The organism is Dehalobacter sp. TeCB1 (assembly GCF_001707455.1).
In the GTDB taxonomy this organism is placed as follows: domain Bacteria; phylum Bacillota; class Desulfitobacteriia; order Desulfitobacteriales; family Syntrophobotulaceae; genus Dehalobacter; species Dehalobacter restrictus.
This window is the reverse complement of the sequence record NZ_MCHF01000037.1, coordinates 1-19,193: the sequence shown is the minus strand read 5'-3', so window position 1 is coordinate 19,193 and position 19,193 is coordinate 1. Positions and strand designations below refer to the sequence as shown.

At 44.1% G+C, this 19,193-nt stretch carries 15 protein-coding genes; 14 read left to right on the top strand and 1 reads right to left on the bottom strand.

Going from position 1 to position 19,193, the window contains the following annotated elements:
- The first annotated feature begins 47 nt into the window (after window positions 1-47).
- The 4 genes from hisIE (at window position 48) to ligA (ending at window position 5,634) form a co-directional block, all read left to right on the top strand.
- Entirely contained in the window at window positions 48-728 is a 681-nt protein-coding gene (hisIE, locus tag A7D23_RS10025; protein ID WP_019226655.1) for a bifunctional phosphoribosyl-AMP cyclohydrolase/phosphoribosyl-ATP diphosphatase HisIE, read from the top strand.
- A 52-nt stretch (window positions 729-780) separates the two neighbouring features.
- The gene (locus A7D23_RS10020) at window positions 781-1,098 is read left to right on the top strand and encodes a MazG-like family protein (protein ID WP_019226656.1); all 318 of its coding nucleotides are present in this window, start codon (window positions 781-783) and stop codon (window positions 1,096-1,098) included.
- Between the two features lie 150 nt (window positions 1,099-1,248).
- Window positions 1,249-3,522 carry a DNA helicase PcrA gene (gene pcrA, locus A7D23_RS10015; protein WP_025206018.1) on the top strand — a complete coding sequence of 758 codons (2,274 nt, stop codon included), beginning with the start codon at window positions 1,249-1,251 and terminating at the stop codon, window positions 3,520-3,522.
- A 111-nt stretch (window positions 3,523-3,633) separates the two neighbouring features.
- Complete coding sequence (gene ligA / locus A7D23_RS10010; RefSeq protein WP_019226658.1) at window positions 3,634-5,634, top strand: NAD-dependent DNA ligase LigA; 2,001 nt, start codon at window positions 3,634-3,636, stop codon at window positions 5,632-5,634.
- 103 nt (window positions 5,635-5,737) lie between these two features.
- Here the strand turns inward: ligA and A7D23_RS10005 are convergent, their stop codons facing one another.
- The gene (locus A7D23_RS10005) at window positions 5,738-6,463 is read right to left on the bottom strand and encodes a hypothetical protein (protein WP_019226659.1); all 726 of its coding nucleotides are present in this window, start codon (window positions 6,461-6,463) and stop codon (window positions 5,738-5,740) included.
- Window positions 6,464-6,880: 417 nt separating this feature from the next.
- Here A7D23_RS10005 and gatC point away from each other — a divergent pair, with 417 nt between their 5' ends.
- The 10 genes from gatC to A7D23_RS09955 all read left to right on the top strand — a co-directional run bounded on the left by gatC (window position 6,881) and on the right by A7D23_RS09955 (window position 19,151).
- Window positions 6,881-7,165: an Asp-tRNA(Asn)/Glu-tRNA(Gln) amidotransferase subunit GatC gene (gene gatC / locus A7D23_RS10000; RefSeq protein ID WP_019226660.1), complete on the top strand. Its 285-nt coding sequence runs from the start codon at window positions 6,881-6,883 to the stop codon at window positions 7,163-7,165.
- Window positions 7,166-7,315: 150 nt separating this feature from the next.
- Window positions 7,316-8,779 carry an Asp-tRNA(Asn)/Glu-tRNA(Gln) amidotransferase subunit GatA gene (gene gatA / locus A7D23_RS09995; protein WP_019226661.1) on the top strand — a complete coding sequence of 488 codons (1,464 nt, stop codon included), beginning with the start codon at window positions 7,316-7,318 and terminating at the stop codon, window positions 8,777-8,779.
- Complete coding sequence (gene gatB / locus A7D23_RS09990) at window positions 8,780-10,231, top strand: Asp-tRNA(Asn)/Glu-tRNA(Gln) amidotransferase subunit GatB (RefSeq protein WP_019226662.1); 1,452 nt, start codon at window positions 8,780-8,782, stop codon at window positions 10,229-10,231.
- A 141-nt stretch (window positions 10,232-10,372) separates the two neighbouring features.
- Window positions 10,373-11,512: a homocitrate synthase gene (nifV, locus tag A7D23_RS09985; RefSeq protein ID WP_025206017.1), complete on the top strand. Its 1,140-nt coding sequence runs from the start codon at window positions 10,373-10,375 to the stop codon at window positions 11,510-11,512.
- 82 nt (window positions 11,513-11,594) lie between these two features.
- Window positions 11,595-12,281: a type II CAAX endopeptidase family protein gene (locus tag A7D23_RS09980; protein ID WP_019226663.1), complete on the top strand. Its 687-nt coding sequence runs from the start codon at window positions 11,595-11,597 to the stop codon at window positions 12,279-12,281.
- Between the two features lie 175 nt (window positions 12,282-12,456).
- Entirely contained in the window at window positions 12,457-13,857 is a 1,401-nt protein-coding gene (gene rlmD / locus A7D23_RS09975; protein ID WP_083221897.1) for a 23S rRNA (uracil(1939)-C(5))-methyltransferase RlmD, read from the top strand.
- 196 nt (window positions 13,858-14,053) lie between these two features.
- Complete coding sequence (locus tag A7D23_RS09970) at window positions 14,054-14,248, top strand: helix-turn-helix domain-containing protein (RefSeq protein ID WP_068883687.1); 195 nt, start codon at window positions 14,054-14,056, stop codon at window positions 14,246-14,248.
- A 19-nt stretch (window positions 14,249-14,267) separates the two neighbouring features.
- Window positions 14,268-17,441, top strand: coding sequence for a helicase-related protein (locus tag A7D23_RS09965; RefSeq protein WP_068883685.1), 3,174 nt, complete (start codon window positions 14,268-14,270; stop codon window positions 17,439-17,441).
- A 10-nt stretch (window positions 17,442-17,451) separates the two neighbouring features.
- Window positions 17,452-18,180: a DUF4391 domain-containing protein gene (locus A7D23_RS09960; RefSeq protein ID WP_068883682.1), complete on the top strand. Its 729-nt coding sequence runs from the start codon at window positions 17,452-17,454 to the stop codon at window positions 18,178-18,180.
- A gap of 11 nt (window positions 18,181-18,191) precedes the next feature.
- Window positions 18,192-19,151: a site-specific DNA-methyltransferase gene (locus tag A7D23_RS09955; protein ID WP_068883680.1), complete on the top strand. Its 960-nt coding sequence runs from the start codon at window positions 18,192-18,194 to the stop codon at window positions 19,149-19,151.
- Window positions 19,152-19,193: the final 42 nt, after the last annotated feature.

Genomic DNA, 19,193 nt, shown 5'->3' with positions numbered 1-19,193 from the left:
TAGATCCCCGGAAAATAATGATTGAGAAAAGTTAGGAGTCAACCGAGATGAACAGTAGATTTGAGTCAGGGAGCATCGATATCTCTAAAGCCGTACAGGCTGTGAAGTGGGATGAAAAAGGTCTTGTTCCGGCCATTGCCCAGGATGCCGAAAGCGGAGAAGTGCTGATGCTCGCCTACATGAATCAGGAAGCATTGAAAAAAACTCTGACTGAAGGCAAGGCGTGTTATTTCAGCCGCAGCAGAAGCCAGCTGTGGGTCAAGGGAGAAACATCAGGTCATTACCAGGAAGTCGTCGATATCCGGTTTGACTGTGACCGGGATACGATTCTTCTGAAGGTGAAACAAAGTGGAATGGCCTGCCATGAAAACTATTACTCCTGTTTTCACTACCTGCCGGGCTCTGAAACGTGCAGCGGCGAACCGGATACCAAACCTCCTGTCTCTCTGGGCAGGACTTTGGAAATGCTCGCCGAAGTTATCAAGCAGAGAAATATCGAGAGGCCGGAAGGTGCCTATACGACCTATCTCTTTACCAAAGGGATCGACAAGATCCTAAAAAAAGTCGGTGAGGAATGTGCGGAAGTCATTATTGCCGCCAAAAACGATTCGCTGAGTGAGATCCGCTATGAAGCTTCCGATCTGCTGTATCACCTGCTGGTCCTGCTGGAAGACAGGAACGTTCCTTTAACGGAGATTGCCGAAGAACTCAATGCAAGAAGAAAATAAATATATTTGTTCAAAGTGAAGATGTCGTAATGCCTGTAAAGGGAGAAAGAGCATGAACGAAAAAGTAACGAAGACCATCACATTGCCGCGGTTGAACAGATTGAATCCTTCCCTCGAAAGCACCGCGTTAAAAATCATGGAAGAATCTGGGGAGCTGGCCCAGGCGATCGGCAAATTCCGGGGCTTAAACGGAGAAGCGCTGCGGGTGGAAGAGGCAGAGGCGATGCAGATGGTCGCCAAGGAGCTGATGGATGTTGCCCAGACTGCGGTAACCATGATGTTCGTTCTGGAAGAGCATTACGGTATTGATCTCAATGAGGTTCTGACATCACATCTCAGCAAACTGAAAGATAAAGGATATTGCGATTAACCTCTTGCTATTGATCTAATTATTTCTTCTCGAACACCTGTTCCCTTTTTGCTTTTTATGTGGTAAAATGAGGATAATGTTTTGTATCGGTCATAAACGAGTATATTCGGAGATTTTAATTTGGAAATGACAAGAAAGGTGATCTTATCAATGTATTATCTTAAGGACCTGAACCCTGTCCAACGGGAAGCAGTTGAAAGTGGAGACGGTCCTCTTCTTATTTTAGCCGGAGCCGGTTCAGGCAAGACAAGAGTATTGACTTATAGGATCGCGCATCTGGTGGCTAAAGGCGTTAATCCCTGGAACATCCTGGCGATTACGTTTACGAATAAGGCTGCCAAAGAGATGAGAGACCGCGTTCTTGCGCTGGTAGGCAGTGAGGGTGAGGGGCTCTGGGTAGCGACCTTTCATTCTACCTGCGTGCGGATCTTAAGGCGGGAAATCAATGCCCTGCCGGGATATTCCCGGAGCTTTGTGATCTATGATGCCGGGGATCAGCTGACTGTGCTTAAAGAGTGTCTGAAGGAACTGAATCTCGATGATAAAAAATTTGCGCCGCGGGCTGTTTTAGCAACGATCAGCGATGCCAAGAATAAGCTTTTAGGGCCGGATGCTTTTGCTGCAGAGGCCAGAGATTTCTTTACCGAAAAAGCGGCTGCGGCCTACCGTTTGTACCAGAGAAAGCTCTCCGGCAATAATGCCTTAGATTTCGATGATATCATCATGCTGACAGTGAAAATATTCAGGGAAAACCCGGATGTCTTAAGCTACTATCAGGAAAAATTCCGTTACATCCTCGTCGATGAGTATCAGGATACCAATCATGCTCAGTATATCCTGATCAAGCAGCTTGCTGCACGCTATTGCAACCTTTGCGTCGTCGGGGACGACGACCAGTCCGTTTACGGCTGGAGAGGTGCTGATATCCAGAATATCCTGGATTTTGAAAGAGACTATCCGGAAGCCAAAGTGTTGAAGCTGGAGCAGAATTATCGTTCGACGCAAAAGATTCTGCGGGCGGCCAACGAAGTCGTCAGCAATAATTATAATCGCAAAGGGAAATCTCTCTGGACAGAAAATACGGAAGGAGAGGAAATAGTTCTCTTTAAAGCGACAGATGAGCATGACGAAGCCCGCTTTGTGACTGGGAAAATTCGTGATCTGGCTGATACAGAAGGCAGACGGTATAACGATTTTGCGATCCTGTACCGCACAAATGCCCAGTCCCGGGTGCTGGAAGAACACTTCATGAAAGAAAGCATACCCTACAAAATATATTCCGGGGTTAAGTTCTACGAACGCCTCGAAATCAAGGATATTCTGGCCTATTTGCGGCTGCTGAACAATCCGGCCGATCGCGTCAGCTTCGCCAGGGTCATTAATGTGCCCAAAAGAGGTATTGGAAAAGTCAGCCTGGATAAAATACTGGAGTACGCTGAGGAACAGGGTATGCCGATTCTGGATGCGCTGGCTGAAGTGGCATATATTCCAGGTCTCCAGACTAAAGGCGTTGGCACACTGACGAATTTCCATGAACTGATGCTTGGATTCCGTCAAGAAGCTCAAAAGGGTGTGCCGCTGACCGAGTTGACGGAGAAGATCATAAGGGATACGGGATACATGGCATCTCTCCGAGCGGAAAATACGGTGGAGGCTGAATCCCGGATAGAAAACCTTAATGAATTCCTTTCCGTAACAGCCGAGTACGACAACAACATTCAGGACTACCTTGAGGATCCTGATCTGGAGACTGACCAGAATATGCTTATTCTGGGAGGATTCCTCGAACAGGTTTCTCTGGTCGCAGAAATTGACAGTTTTGATGAAGCGGAAGACGCCGTAAAGCTAATGACCATGCACAGCGCCAAAGGATTGGAATTCCCAGTTGTGTTTGCAGTTGGAATGGAAGACGGGATCTTCCCGAGTGGCAGGAGCCTTTTGGAACAGGTTCTGCTCGAGGAAGAACGCCGGCTATGCTACGTTACGATCACCCGGGCCAGAGAAAAGCTTTTCCTGAGCACGACGGAACAAAGGATGGTCTTTGGCCATATCCAGAGTAGTGTGCCTTCGCTATTCCTAAAAGAAATACCCGAGGAGCTTCTGACAGAGGAGACCTCCCGTCGGGAAATTCTTGGCAGGGGATTCGGGCTTTCTTCCCAAGCCAGGAAATATGCCGGTGATGCTGCTGCTTCCACTTCAGGCAATTCCTTTGCCGGACGTAAAAGCTGGAAGGACAGTGGAGCGTCTGTTGTCAGCTCCGATCCCGGGAGCTTTCTGGTCGGTGACAAAGTCGGGCATCCCAAATTCGGCCACGGCATTGTAATGTCCGTAAAAGGTGAAGGGAACAGTGCCGAGATCACGGTTGTTTTCAGCGGTGAAGTTAAGAAACTGATTGCCGAGTATGCCCGACTTTCAAAGATCTAACAGGTTATTCTAATGCTAAATCGATAATTTGGGTAATTTTAGTTAATCTTTTGGCGAAACGGCAAACAAGCCTTCGCAGCAAAAATATGAGATAAGGTAAGGGGTTCCGGTATGGATCAAAATAACCGTTTGGTCGAACTCAAGAATATGATCGAAAAGGCCAATTATCATTATTACGGCTTGGATGACCCCATTCTTACAGATGCCGAATATGACCTTTACTTAAGGGAGCTCATCGAGATCGAATATCAACACCCGGACTGGGTCACACTTGATTCTCCTTCCCAACGGGTCGGGGGTTTTATCGCATCCCAATTTCCAAAGGTCCGGCACCCGGAACCGATGCTGAGTCTCGATAATGCTTTCAATGCTGAGGAATTGATGGACTTTGACCGTCGGGTGCGCAGTGTGGCACCCGATGCGGAATATGTCGTAGAATTGAAGATCGACGGGCTGACAGTAGCCTTAACTTACCAGGAAGGTATTTTGCAGCGGGGGGCAACCCGCGGTGACGGTGAAGTCGGGGAAGAGATCACAGCAAATGTCCGGACCATTAGAGCCGTGCCACTTCGGCTGTACAACGCAGATGGCGGGAAATTCAAAAGTTCTGTGGATGTCCGTGGCGAAGGATATATGCCGAAGGAGTCCTTCCTCCAGCTGAATACGGAGCGGGAAGAAGAGGGACTTTCCCTGTTTGCGAACCCGAGAAATGCGGCAGCCGGTTCCCTGCGTCAGCAGGATTCCAGGATTACGGCGCAGCGGAAACTAGGATATTTTGCGTATCAGCTGATTCAGGCCGAACAGATGGGGATCAGTACCCAGATCGGAGTGCTGGAAGCCTTGAGCAGGTTTGGATTTAATGTCAATCCAAACTATCAGCTGTTTTCAACCATGGAGCAAGTGATTGCGTACTGCAGTCGGATGACGGACGAACGGCACGGTTTTCCTTATGAGATCGATGGCCTGGTCATCAAGGTGAACAGCTTTTCTCAGCAGCTTGAGCTCGGCTATACGGCCAAAAGCCCGCGCTGGGCGACTGCTTATAAATTCCCGGCCGAACAGGTTGAGACCCAGGTGAAGGATGTTGAGATCAATGTGGGCCGGACGGGAGTGCTTACCCCGACTGCGGTTCTTAAGGATGTATTTGTAGCCGGTTCTACCGTAGGAAGGGCCACGCTGCATAATCTGGACAATATCCGGGACAAGGACATCCGGATCGGCGATTATGTATTAATTCATAAGGCTGGAGATGTGATTCCTGAAATCATCAAATCGCTACCTGGGAAACGCACCGGTCAGGAAATTGTGTTTGAAATGCCTGCCAATTGCCCGTCCTGCGGCAGTCCAGTTTACAGGCTGGAAGGAGAGGCCGCCCATCGTTGCCAGAATATCTCCTGCCCGTCACGCCAGAGAGAAGCCCTGATCCATTTTGTGTCCAGGGATGCGATGAATATTGAAGGTCTCGGGCCCGCTGTGGTCAGCCAGCTGCTGGATGCCGGGCTTGTCAAAGACGCCTCCGATTTATATTATCTTCAGTACGAAGACCTTGTTCAATTAGACCGGATGGCTGATAAATCAGCCCGCAACCTGCTTGCTTCGATCGGAAAAAGCACAGAGCGCGGCCTGGCTTCACTGATTTTTGCGATGGGCATCCGGCATGTCGGGGTCAAAGTCGGCAAGATCCTGGCCGCAAGGTACCGAAGCATGGAAGCTCTGGAAAATGCGACCGAGGAAGAACTCCGGGAAATCGGCGATATTGGCGGCATCATGGCCAAAAGTATTGTGAGTTTCTTCAGTGCCCCTGCGAACCGCGAATTTCTGAACAGGCTGAAGGTGGCCGGTGTCACCATGACCGCAGCGAATACGTCTGTTTCCCAGGTCCTTACAGGGAAGAGCATTGTGGTGACTGGTGCACTTCGATCGTGGGAAAGGCGCGAAATCGAGGACCTGATTGAACAGCTCGGCGGTAAGGCCTCGTCAAGTGTAAGCAAAAAAACATCCCTGGTTCTCGTCGGTGAGAACCCCGGTTCAAAGTATAATAAAGCCAGGGAACTCGGAATCCCGGTCTATACCGAAGATGAATTTAAGGCGCTGATTAATACCGAAGCATAAGTGCCGAAGAGCGGTTTGCTTACGTTCCGTAAACATGCAAATATAAACATAGAAAACAAAATAGCTGCTAACACATAGTCAGCAGCTGTCAAGCTGGCAATTATTACGGCTTCACTATTGGTTTAGGATCTAAAGCGAGGTACTCTTCCGTAATTGGGATGTAGTAAAAGCCATCTTTGATGTCACTATTGATTCTGGCTACAAGCTCCGACAGATTATCGCACTTGATATCTAAAAGGTTCAGGAGCTTATTGGACCAGCCGTGGGGCAGGGGATTAAGCATAATCAGATTTACGTGCTGGAACAGGGATTTGATTTCCGAGGATGTTTTGTTTAGAGATCCGATGGCAGCCCATATTTCAATGAGTGAGCCGTCTTCTTCCTTGCGGTTGGCTGTAATATAATCGAGTCGGCCAAGCTGCTCTGCAAACTCAGGAATATTCCAGTACTTGGACGGAAGATCGATGAAAATCCGGACTCGGTTTGTTATGTTTTTTTCGTGGATTGACCAGGTAGCAAGGCATTCCAGAAAAGTGATGATTCGGGGTGCGTAGTCGCAGGCACAGTAGTATATACCTGGCTTCGTAGGTTCAGTGACCCAAGAAATATCGGTTTCATAAGGATTGATCGTACGGACAGGATTATTGGGAGGATTGTACCAAATACGTTTTTCTGAATCTGTCAGGACGATGTTGATGGAATGATCCTCAACAAAGTCTTTTCCCTGGAGTATGGACCAAATGAGGCGGGTCTTTCCGGAACCCGCTTCTCCGAGAATAAGGTGGCTTCCCGGAAAAAACTTTTCAAAGGGTCTGACGTTCTGCTCCATTGGCATTACTTCCTTTCTGATTCAGTTGTATATTTAAAAATAGTGATTATTTTCTCCTTAAGTATCATTATCGATACTTTTACTTAAAGAAAGATGAGAGTGTTTCGGCGTTTTGGCCAATGTAATGAATTACATAGTTCTACGTCAAGTATCTGATCACCTTTTAATTTTTTTCAGGCGGCCAAAACTTTTTCTTTGTCTTTTTTCTGATCATCTTATTTAATCTACTCGCTATCTTCTCGTTATCAGTTTGTTGTTTTTTTTATGATTTTTACTCATTGTGGTTTATACCGATTAGTCATAAATTCTTATAGATAACTTGGATTTGCTGGCTTTTTTTGCTTTTCCTTGCCCCACAGGCTCATTTTTGTTATATTTATTTATATGTCCATTTGAGAAAGGCGGCGTTATTGAGTTATGAAACTATCCAGAGAAGAAGTGGAACACGTTGCTCTTCTGGCCAGGCTGCAGCTTTCAGAAGAGGAAGTGGAATTATATACGGAGCAGCTGAATTCGATCCTCGGATATGCTGAAATGCTCCAAAAGCTCAACACGGATCAGGTTTCTCCGACCGCGCATGCGGTGCAGCTTTTTAATGTTTTGCGGGAAGATGAAGTAAAACCTTCGATGAGCCAGGATAAAATCTTAATGAATGCACCTGACGAAGAGGACGGGTTCTTCCGGGTTCCCAGAATCGTCTAGTATAAAACAGAGACTGATCCAATTAAAAGCTTTGTTTTAACAGAATTTACATACGCGATCAATAACTGATCAACAAGCAGGTTGCCTTCTGACAAACGATAATTGAACGTCTCTCTGAGTGTCTCGGATTCGGAAAGGAGTACCAGGTTCATGCCAATATTCAAGTCATTAGAAGAATTACATCATATGCTCGTAAACAAAGAAATTAGCTGCGTGGAATTAACCAGATCGTATCTTGATTATATTGACAGTGCGGATTCCAGGGTTAAAGCGTTTCTGACGGTTACCGCAGATTCGGCGCTGATGAAGGCAGCAAAAGTCGATAAGAAGATTGCCGGCGGCGAAAGCCTCGGATCGCTCGAAGGGCTGCCAATGGCCATGAAAGATAATATGTGTACAGAAGGAATCCCAACGACCTGTGGTTCGCGGATTCTAGAGAATTTTAATCCGCCTTATGACGCCACGGTGACCGAACGGTTGAAAGCTTCTGGAGCCGTACTGCTCGGCAAACTAAATATGGATGAATTTGCGATGGGATCGTCTACCGAAAATTCCGGTTACCATCCGACAGCGAATCCGTGGGATCTGGAGAGCGTTCCGGGCGGTTCTTCCGGGGGGTCGGCGGCCTGCGTTGCAGCAAGGGAAGTACCGTTTGCGCTCGGTTCGGATACCGGTGGTTCCATTCGCCAGCCGGCAGCCTTCTGCGGAGTCGTTGGTCTAAAACCTACCTACGGCGCTGTGTCACGTTACGGACTTGTGGCCTTTGCTTCTTCGCTTGACCAGATCGGACCGCTTACGACGAACGTCAGGGATAATGCCCTAGTTCTTAATGCGATTGCCGGTCATGATCCGAAAGATTCGACTTCAGTACCGTTTGTTAAGCCAGATTATACCCGATTTTTAGAAAATGATGTAAAAGGCCTAAAAATTGGGATTCCCGATGAATATTTTGCTTCCGGTCTGAACTCGGATGTTGCTGAAGTTATACAAAAGGCGATCCGGACTTTTGAAAGCCTGGGGGCGGAGATCGAGCGCTGTTCACTACCGCATACGGAGTTTGCAATGCCGGCTTACTATATCATTGCTCCGGCTGAATGCAGTTCCAACCTGGCCCGCTACGACGGAGTGCGCTATGGTTACCGCGCGGAAGCCGACGATATGATTGAGATGTTTAAAAAGACCAGGGAAAAGGGCTTTGGTCAGGAAGTCAAGCGCCGGATCATGCTCGGAACGTATGCTTTGAGCTCGGGCTATTATGATGCTTATTACCTGAAGGCCCAGAAAGTGCGGACGTTAATCAAGCAGGATTTTGACCGTGCTTTTGCCAAATATGATGTGCTGCTGTCGCCGACAGCGCCGACCACCGCGTATAAGATCGGCGAAAAATCAGATCCTTTGGCGATGTATATGGGAGATGTCTATACGATCCCGGTTAATCTGGCTGGTCTGCCGGCCATCTCAGTGCCGGCGGGATTTGTCGATGGCATGCCGGTCGGGATGCAGCTGATCAGCAAGCACTTTGAAGAAGGCATGCTGTACAAAGCCGCTTATGCGTTTGAACAAAATACCGAGTATTATCATCAGGTGCCTGCGCTGCTCAAGGAGGTGCGCTAGATGTCTTTTAACGATAAATATGAAATGGTTTGCGGCGTAGAAACCCACGTCGAGATGGCAACGAAAACGAAGATCTTCTGCGGCTGTACAACGGAGTTTGGCGGAGAGCAGAACACACACGTTTGTCCTGTGTGTCTAGGGCTGCCGGGCGTCCTGCCGGTACTGAATAAAGAAGTCGTCAATCTCGCGATCAAGGCGGGTCTTGCTTTGAACTGCGAGATCGCCCAATTCTCCAAATTTGACCGTAAGAACTATTTCTATCCGGACCTAACGAAGAATTACCAGACGTCTCAGTATGACCTGCCGATCTGCAAAAATGGCTGGCTCGATGTTACGGTGAACGGAACGAATAAACGTATCGGCATCACGAGAGCGCATATGGAAGAAGATGCCGGGAAACTGGTGCACAGCGGGGAGACTATTATGACGTCCAGCAGTTCCGGGGTTGATTATAACCGGACGGGTGTACCGCTTCTGGAAATTGTCTCGGAACCGGATATGCGCTCTATAGATGAAGTTCTGGCTTACCTGGAACAACTGGTCCAGATCATGGATTATGCCGGAATTTCCGACTGCAAACTCGAACAGGGTTCCGTCCGTTTTGATATCAATGTCTCGCTTCGCCTCAAAGGAACCGAACAATTCGGCACGCGGACCGAAACCAAGAATTTGAACTCCTTCAGCTCAGTCCGCCGCTGTCTGGAATACGAAACCGAGCGTCAGGCTGAAGCACTCGACGACGGCCAAGAAATCATTCAGGAAACGAGGACCTGGGACGAAGGTAGAGGGATGACGCTGTCTCTCCGATCCAAGGAAGAGGCCCACGACTACCGCTATTTTCCGGAGCCGGATCTGATGCCGCTCGTGATCGACCGAGACTGGGTCGAGAGAATCAGAGCTTCCTTGCCGGAGCTGCCTGCCGCCAAAAAAGCAAGACTGCAGTCCCACGGCCTGTCGGAATACGACGCAGGGGTCATTACCGCATCCAGAGCGATGGCAGCATTCTTTGACCAGGCACTCGCCAGGATCAATGACGCGAAACTTCTTGCCAACTGGGTCATGGGAGATTTAAGCGGCCTGCTGAAAACCAACGGACGCTCCTTCGAAGATTCGCCCGTCTCTCCGGAACAGCTGGCAGGGATGCTGACGCTGATCAAGAAAGGTGATATCAGCGGCAAGATCGGCAAGAATGTGCTCGAAGAAATCTATAACACAGGTAAAGATCCGGAAACGATCATAAAAGAGAAAGGACTTGTCCAGATCAGCGATGAAAGTGAACTTGGAATAATTGTGGACGGCATTCTTGCTGCTAACGAAAAATCCGTCACTGATTACCAAGCCGGCAAAGAGAGCGCACTTGGATTTTTAGTCGGTCAGGTTATGAAAGCGACCAGAGGGCAGGCTAATCCCGGTCTGGTCAACAAACTGCTGAAAGAAAAACTGGCACAGTAAAACGCAATATTAAGCTCATAATAAAGCATACTGAAAGTACAATAAAAAGCACAAAAAAGCATAATAGATCAAGATATAGTGCCAGAATAATAAGACATACTTAATGAATACAAGAAATGAACATGTTTAGAGGTGGATAAAATGGGAAAAGTACCGGATACCGGATTGGTGATTGTGGATACAACCCTGCGCGACGGGGAACAGACCGCCGGGGTTGTCTTTTCCAATCAAGAGAAATTAAGGATTGCCCGGATGCTTGACGAGATCGGGGTTAACCAGATAGAAGCGGGAATACCGATTATGGGCGGCAAAGAACTTGATGCCATCAAAGGTATCTGCGGCCTCGGACTGAAAGCCAGCATCATAGGCTGGAACCGCGCTGTGATCAAGGATATTGAAGCATCACTGTCCTGCGGCTGTGATGCCGTGGCCATTTCCGTATCGACCTCGGACATTCACATCAAACATAAATTAAAGACCACGCCCGGGGCAGTTCTTGATATGATGATCAAAGCAACGGAGTTTGCGAAAAAGCATGTCGATTATATCTCCGTCAATGCTGAGGACGCTTCGAGATCAGATATGAACTATCTCGTGGAATTTGCGACGGAGGCCAAAAAGGCCGGTGCAAACCGCCTCCGCTACTGTGATACGATTGGCATCCTCGATCCTTTTCTGATCTTTGACAGAATCAAAACCTTAAGAGAACGCGCCAATATTGATATAGAAATGCATACGCATAATGATTTTGGGATGGCGACGGCCAACGCTTTAGCCGGAGTGAAGGCCGGAGCCAGATTTATCGGCGTAACCGTGAACGGTCTTGGAGAAAGAGCCGGCAATGCAGCGCTGGAAGAAGTCATCATGGCTCTGAAATACCTGGAAGAAACAGACCTTGGCTTTGTTACGGAGCGATTTGTGGAATTATCCGAATACGTCTCCAGGGCTTCAGGACGTGTTCTCCCGCCCTGGAAAGCCATTGTAGGCAGCAATATGTTTGCGCATGAATCCGGTATTCATGCCGACGGCGCATTGAAGAATCCGAAAACCTATGAGGTATTCCGTCCTGAAGAAGTCGGGCTGGAAAGGCAGATTGTGATCGGCAAGCATTCAGGTACAGCCTCGATTAAAGCGAAATTCAGGGAATATGGCAGAGAGCTTACCTCTGAGCAAGCCGATAAGGTCCTGAAGCATGTAAGATCCCTTGCAGTCGATATGAAACGCTCACTTTTCGATAAGGAACTGATTTATATTTACAAAGACCTTTATGGAGATGAATAAGAGGCAGAATTACTTTCAGATGGAAATATGCCGAGACTGAACACCCATGGTTAAAAATAACAATAACTGGAGATAGGTATAAATGAACGCTTTGGAAAACCCCAGATGGAACTTCTGGCAGGCTCTTTACCTGATTCTTATTGTCTATGTTCTGGAATTTGTTTTAGGCTGGCTAAAGCCTCTTGAGAACCTTGGCTATCTGAAAGGGTATATCAGTTATCTTGTCATCGGTTTTGGCGAGGGTCTACTCTTTTTTGTTGCCCTTTTTTTATTCTTCAAGATCTTGCACGGATCGTTCGCTGATTTGGGGCTGACCAATTTTAACTGGAAATGCCTTCTGGCCGGACTGGGCGGCGGTATTGTGCTGTTCTTTGCTGTCGGTCTTCTGGGAAATGTCCTCGTGGAATATTTCGGGCAGCCTGAACCTCAGAGTTTTGCGCTGGTCGTTGAGGGCGTTGATTCTATCTGGCAGCTGATGCCGCTGGTTCTGCTAGGCGGTTTTATCGTACCGCTTAAAGAGGAAATGATTTTCAGGGGACTGATCTATCCTCCGCTGCGCCAGGGGTACGGCAAAGCGAAGGGCATTCTTTTTGCAGGACTGTTTTTCGGACTGATGCATTTCGATCTAATAAGGTTCGTGCCACTGGTGATCGGGGGCCTGGTGCTGACTTTTCTATACGAAAGAAGCAAGAACCTCTGGACTTCAGTCATTGCGCACGGGGTCTGGAATATATTAATGGTCATCCTGATGTGGTGGCAGCGAGGATAGAGCGTATCCTACTTCAGAGCAAAGACCCGGTGCTACAGGACACGGATAGAACATATTTCTGCAAGCGGGATAAAGACAAGATAGCGGCAAGACAATCTGAATGAGGCTAAAATCAGTCAGAGTTTGAAATAAGAGCATGTTCAGACGAGACTGCGAACAGAGGGAAGAAGGACCCATGGTTAATAAAAATGATCGACATGAAGGTACTTATGATCATACCGTCGCCAGAGAAGAGCGCATCGGCGCGAAAAACCTGGATATAGAAATCGTCCGTTTGGCTTCCGATGGATCCGGTGTCGGCTATACCGACGGAATCACCACCTTCGTCCCGAGGATGCTTCCGGGAGAAAAAGGCAAAATACAGCTGACGGAACAGAAGAAATCTTACCGGAGAGCACAGATTGTTGAAATTGAACAAATGTCTGAAGAAAGAGTAGAGCCGCCCTGTACAGTTTATCCGGTCTGCGGCGGCTGTAATCTTCAGCATGTTGAGTATCAGACTACGCTCGCTTGGAAGCAAAGGTGGGTTGAAGATGCCCTGCGGAGAATCGGCGGATTCACCGATATTCGGGTCGAACCAGTTCTAGGCATGGACGATCCCTGGCGCTACCGTAACAAAGCAGTTTTGCACCGTGACCTGAAAGGCCGGTTTGGCTATTATCGTGAAAAGTCTAAGGATGTAACAGTTTTTGACGATTGTCTGCTGCTGAGGCAGGAAACCAATCACAGAATAAAAAAAATGCAGCAGGTGATCGGAGAATGCTGCGAGGGAATCAAGACGGCTACGTTCCGGGAAAGCAACCGCGGCAAGGGATTGCTGGTCTTTGACGGCAATACGGAAAACACGAAAGAACTGGATCAATTGATCAGTAAATTGAAAGAACAAGCTGAGTTTTCTCCTCAAAGCTGTTCGATTACGATTCCCCGGGGGAATAACGTGTTTGAGGGGAGCGGGGCCCAGTATCTAAATGAACATTTAAACGATCTGCGCTTCAAAGTCTCCCCACGTTCTTTCCTTCAGGTCAATCCGGCACAAACGGCGGTGCTGTATGGACTGGTACTGGATTGGGCCGGACTCACGGGAGAAGATGAGGTTTGGGACCTCTACTGCGGTATCGGTACGATGACCCTGATGCTGGCCCAGAGAGCCAAAAGGGTATTGGGCATCGAGGAAAATCCGTATGCGATCGCCGACGCACAAGAAAATGCCGAGGACAATAACATCATCAATGTCCGTTTTGTGGAAGGAAAAGTCGAGGAGAAACTGGCCGCACTTTCCGAAACCCCGGACCTCATAGTATGCGACCCGCCCCGGGCCGGAATGGAGCCGGAAGTTCTTGAAGGCCTGCTTGATATCGGGCCGGAAAGAATCATCTATGTGTCCTGCAATCCTGCCACCCTGGCCAGGGATTTAAAGGTGCTTTGCCGGAATACTTATCGAATCAAGCGTGTACAACCAGTGGATATGTTCCCGTGGACACAACACGTTGAGTGCTGTGTACTGCTATATCATAAGGATTATAAGGTCGGGGAAAAGGGCAAGAAGGTTACGGTTGAGGTTGGGATGAATAAGTAAAAAAACTGAATCCACTTATATTAAAAGGCATCTGCTGAATGAATGAATGGCAGGTGCTTTTTAATATGGGTGGATAATTTGCATCAAAAAGGTCTAATAGAATTGTGTATCTTTCTGAAAATGTAGACAATCTGTTGCTATTGTTCGATATGTAGAATATAATATAGGAAGTATTTAACACTGGGGGAGTGTATCTATGGACTATATTACTGCCCAAGAAGCAGCAGATAAATGGGGAATAACAAGAAGGCGGGTACAGATACTTTGCGTTGATGGACGTATTGAAGGTGCTGTAAAAAAGGCAAATTTGTGGCTGATACCTAAAGATACTGAAAAGCCAGTAGATGGGCGTTCACAAAGATATAATAAGAATATTACTGATAATAAGTGAAATTCAGGGGGAGCAGAACATGAACGAGGTAATCAATTCAACTGAACAGTTAATTATAATGATAAATGATATTCTAAAGAGCAAAAAGGACAGCATTGTTAATATTATCAATGACAAGCTCACCCTTTCTGTATTCTCAGAGCTTGCTAAAAATCTCAAGAATGTAAAAGAAATAAACTTTATTATAAGAGATACTGCTTACATTCCGTCCGCACATGAAATAGCACGAGAATTTGAGATGAGTCAAAACACATCAGACTTGTTTTTCAATTCATACGATATTATTGAGAAAAACAAACTGAAGCACTTTGTAAAAGCAAAGTCCATGTATGATTTCATAAAGAAAAATGTTAACGTTCGGAAGACAAAAACTTCTCAAATGGTTACTGGAAATATAATTATAATTGACGATGAATTTCAGATACAGGGTTCATCTTCTCTTGAAATATCAAAAAAAGCCTCAAGAGGAACTGTTCCACGTATTAATTTTGATACATTCATAACTAACAATATGGATAAGACTCAGATAGTAAACAACAAAGCCAAGTTTGAGGTTCTGTGGAATAATAATTCCTATACTGAGGATTACAAAGAACAGCTACTACAGAGCTTGAGTTATGTATATAAAGATTACTCTCCTGAGTTTTTATACTATTTCACACTTAATGAATTGTTCGGTTCACAATTAGATAATGGGATTGAACGGTTTGAAAGGGACAGCATAAGCTTTAAAAAGTCAAAAATATGGAGTAGCCTTTTTGAATTTCAAAAGGATGCGGTGGTATCCGCTATACAGAAAATTAATAAGTATAATGGCTGTATTATAGCTGACAGTGTGGGTCTTGGGAAAACATTTGAGGCTCTTGCAGTAATAAAATATTTTGAACTAAGACAGGATAATGTACTTGTTTTGACTCCTGCCAAACTATATGATAACTGGAATTCGTTCAAAAGTCCTTATACGGATAATGCTTTTATTAATGATAGATTTAATTATAAAATACTTTTCCATACTGATTTATCAAGAACCAAAGGGGAATCAAAGAGCGGCTTAGACCTTTCGAGAGTGGACTGGAGCAAGTTTGACTTAATTGTGATAGATGAATCTCACAACTTCCGCAATCGTACAGAAAGTGAAGACCATATGACCCGCTACCAAAGGCTTATGTATGAGGTTATCAAAAAGGGACATAACACAAAGGTTTTGCTTCTCTCAGCTACGCCAGTAAATAATTCGCTTACAGATTTAAAAAATCAATTAAGTATTATAACAGCAGATAAAGATCATGCCTTTGAAGAGTATGGTATTGAAAGTGTATCAAATCTATTGAGGAAGGCACAGAAAGAAATAAATGTATGGATAGATACGCAAGAGAGAGCAAAAAGTCAGCTTTTAGACAAACTTCCATCGGACTTTTTTAAGCTGCTCGAAATGTTGACTATATCCCGCAGCAGAAAACATATCACAGGATATTACGGCAATGATAATGTCGGTAGATTTCCAAACAAAATGACTCCAGATACATATAAGCCTGAAATAGATGAGAAACGTGTACTATTGAATTTTGAAGAAACTAATGAAATACTCGAATCTTTGAAGTTAGCTGTTTATGCCCCTATGGGCTATATAAAGTCGGAATATAAAGAGTATTACCGTCAAAAGTATCAAACAGTTTCAGGCGATAGGGTATTGTTTTATCATGAAAATAGAGAGCTGATTACAGCACAATTACACCGTTTTAATCTATTTAAGCGACTGGAAAGTTCAGTTTTTGCATTTGGTGAAACAATAAGAAGGCTTATTGCCCGTATAGATAGTTATATTGAAGCGATATCCCGATGTAATTCGGGGGAAGTTTCTCTTGAGGGAGAAGAATTTATTGACGAAGATGTAACATTAGATTATAAATATGAAATAAAAGTTGAACATTTGATTACTGGAGATTTTCTCCAAGATTTGTATTATGACAAAGAAATATTAGATTCCTTGTATAGTAACGTATTAAAGGTTTTGAATGACAAGCGTGATGAAAAGTTAAAAACCTTACAAGGAATTATTATAGATAAAATTACTCAGACACCTTATAATCCAGGGAATAGAAAGATACTGATATTCTCTGCCTTTGCCGATACAGCAAATTATCTTTATAATAGCATTTCGCAGGAGTTGTCAAGACATGGTATTCATACTGCTTGTGTAAGTGGTTCTGGTGACCCGAAAACAACTTTAAAAGGAGTAAACTGTGAGTTTAATAACATACTAAGGCATTTTTCTCCACGTTCAAAGATGGGACAAGAATTACCGAAAGAAAAGAATATTGATGTTTTAATTGGAACGGATTGTATTTCTGAGGGGCAAAACCTTCAGGATTGTGATTGTGTAATAAATTACGATATTCAATGGAATCCTGTTGTTCTGATTCAGAGATTCGGAAGAATTGACAGAATCGGAAGTCAAAATGCCAATATTGCTATGGTAAACTTCTTCCCAAATGTTCAGCTAAATGATTATTTGCAGTTGGAACAGCGAGTGCAAGGGAAAATGATGGCGGTAAACCTTGGCTCTACAGGTGATGAACATTTGCTTTCGCCAGAGATGAACGATTTCTTATTTAGAAAAAAGCAGCTTGAGAGATTGCAAAAAGAAGTAATTGATATGGATGACTTAAATGATAATATTTCTCTTACAGACCTTAATATGAATGACTATTTATATGAGCTTTCAGGATATATTAAAGACCATCCTGAAATCAGACGTATACCGAGGGGGATATATTCGCTGGTTGATGATGTTAAGAAAGGTTGTATATTCTGTTTCAGACATCAGGGGGATAATGAGAAACCAAAAAACGAAAGTTCCCTTTATCCTTATTACATAATGTATATGACTGTCGAAGGCGAAGTGTTTATTGGAAACGCCAATGCGAGAGAGGCTTTAAAAGAAATAAGAAAACTATGTTATGGCAAATGCACACCAGACTCTGAGTTGTTTAAAAAGTTTAATAAGGTTACAAGAAATGCTGAGGATATGTCAGTGTATTCTTCACTGTTGAGCAAAGCTATCAGTGCAATTCAGGGAGAAGAAGACAAAAAAGCTCAAACTTCAATATTTGACTTTGGTGGATATAATAATGAGTTTGCAAACTCAAGCAGTGATGACTTTGAACTAATTTCATTCTTGGTAGTGGATTAGAGGTGATAAAATGTTTAGAATTCCTGATATGTATAAATTGAATAGGAAGTTTGATATTAAGACATTTATCACTGCTGATTTAAAACCAAATGAAAAGAAAAGGTTCAAAGAAAATGTTCTTGATGTTGTTCTTGAATATCAAATAGTTGGGGAAGCAATACCTTCACTTATTACTGAAGAATTTGATTGTCAGGCCATTCTTTTCTTTGGTATAAAGCTTAGTAGCATAAAGGATGCCAGCTTTGTTTCAGGGATAATACAGAAGCTTGGCAAGCCACTTTATGTTATAAGACTATACGACCATTCAGATGTTGAATGCTATAGTTTTGCACATAAAAGGTTGAATATGCAGGACAAATCACAAATTGTAATTGAAGATATGGTACTGAGTTTGCCAACATCCCAGCAGTTTGATGATGATATAAATGTGCTTATAAAAGAGTATGCCGCTTTTGATAAGATTAAAAATAGAGCTGATAAGATATCATTGTATTTAGAAATGATGGTGAAAGCATATATCATTTCGAATATGCTGATTTGGTCTGGAACTAAAGCTTTACTTACTTCAAAGGTTTGGTATAATGCCAATGATGTTCTAAGAGTTTTTTATAAGCTGAAAAGAGTTGAGTTGTTAAAAAAGGAGCAGAAGTCAGCAAAGAAGATTTCTGTGAGTTCAAAAATAAACTCAGAACTGAAGATTATATTTGCAGAGCTTGAAAAAATAACTGAAAGTGTATAGGAGGAATGGAGATGGAATATAGCAAAGTTTCAAAAGAGATATTCGACCCGATAAAGGCAAATAGGATGCTTTTTCAGGATTCTTTGAAGGATAGGCTTTCTGAGATTTTTCCCTCAAGTATTAAAGATGGAGAAGTTGATTTTAAAGCATTACTTGAAGAGCTTGGAGAATATGTAGATTCAAATGAAAGATATGAATTGTCATGGGCTGGGAAAGCAGATGCAAAGAAGAAGGCTAATGAAGAGATTGTTGGTAGAACGTTAAAGTACATACCAGAGGATAGTAAAAATACTGATACGACTGAGAACATTTATATTGAAGGTGATAATCTTGAAGTGTTGAAATTGCTTAGAAACAGCTACTATAACAAGATTAAAATGATTTATATCGACCCACCATACAACACTGGGAATGATTTTATTTATAATGATAAATTTCAAATTACAGGAAAAGAAATAGATCAAGTAGAAGGTGTGCTTGATGAAGAAGGGAATAGGCTTATTCTAAATCAAAGAAGTAGTGGGAAATTCCATTCTAATTGGCTTTCAATGATGTATCCAAGGTTGAAACAAGCAAAAGACTTATTGACAGATGATGGAGTTATATTTATTAGTATTGATGACAATGAATTAGCAAATTTACGACAGTTATGTGATGAGATATTTGGTGAAGAAAATTTTATAGATAACATAATATGGAAAAAGAGATACGGTGGTGGTTCAAAAGAAAAATACTTAGTTACGTTACATGAAAGCATTTTATTTTATGCTAAAAATAAAGAGGCAGTAGATCCAATTTTTGTACCACTTGATGAAGAGTCAATTAAAAGATACTACACTAAAAAAGATGAGAAATATGAACAAAGAGGAGGATATAGGACTCACCCTGTTTTTAGCAATGATAAAGTACCGAAAGGTACTATTTTTTTCTCACAATGCCCTTCCGCCGGAACTGGAAATAGTGTAGGATAAAAAGTAAGAGCACCCTCAATATGTCCTGGTTGACATAAATAT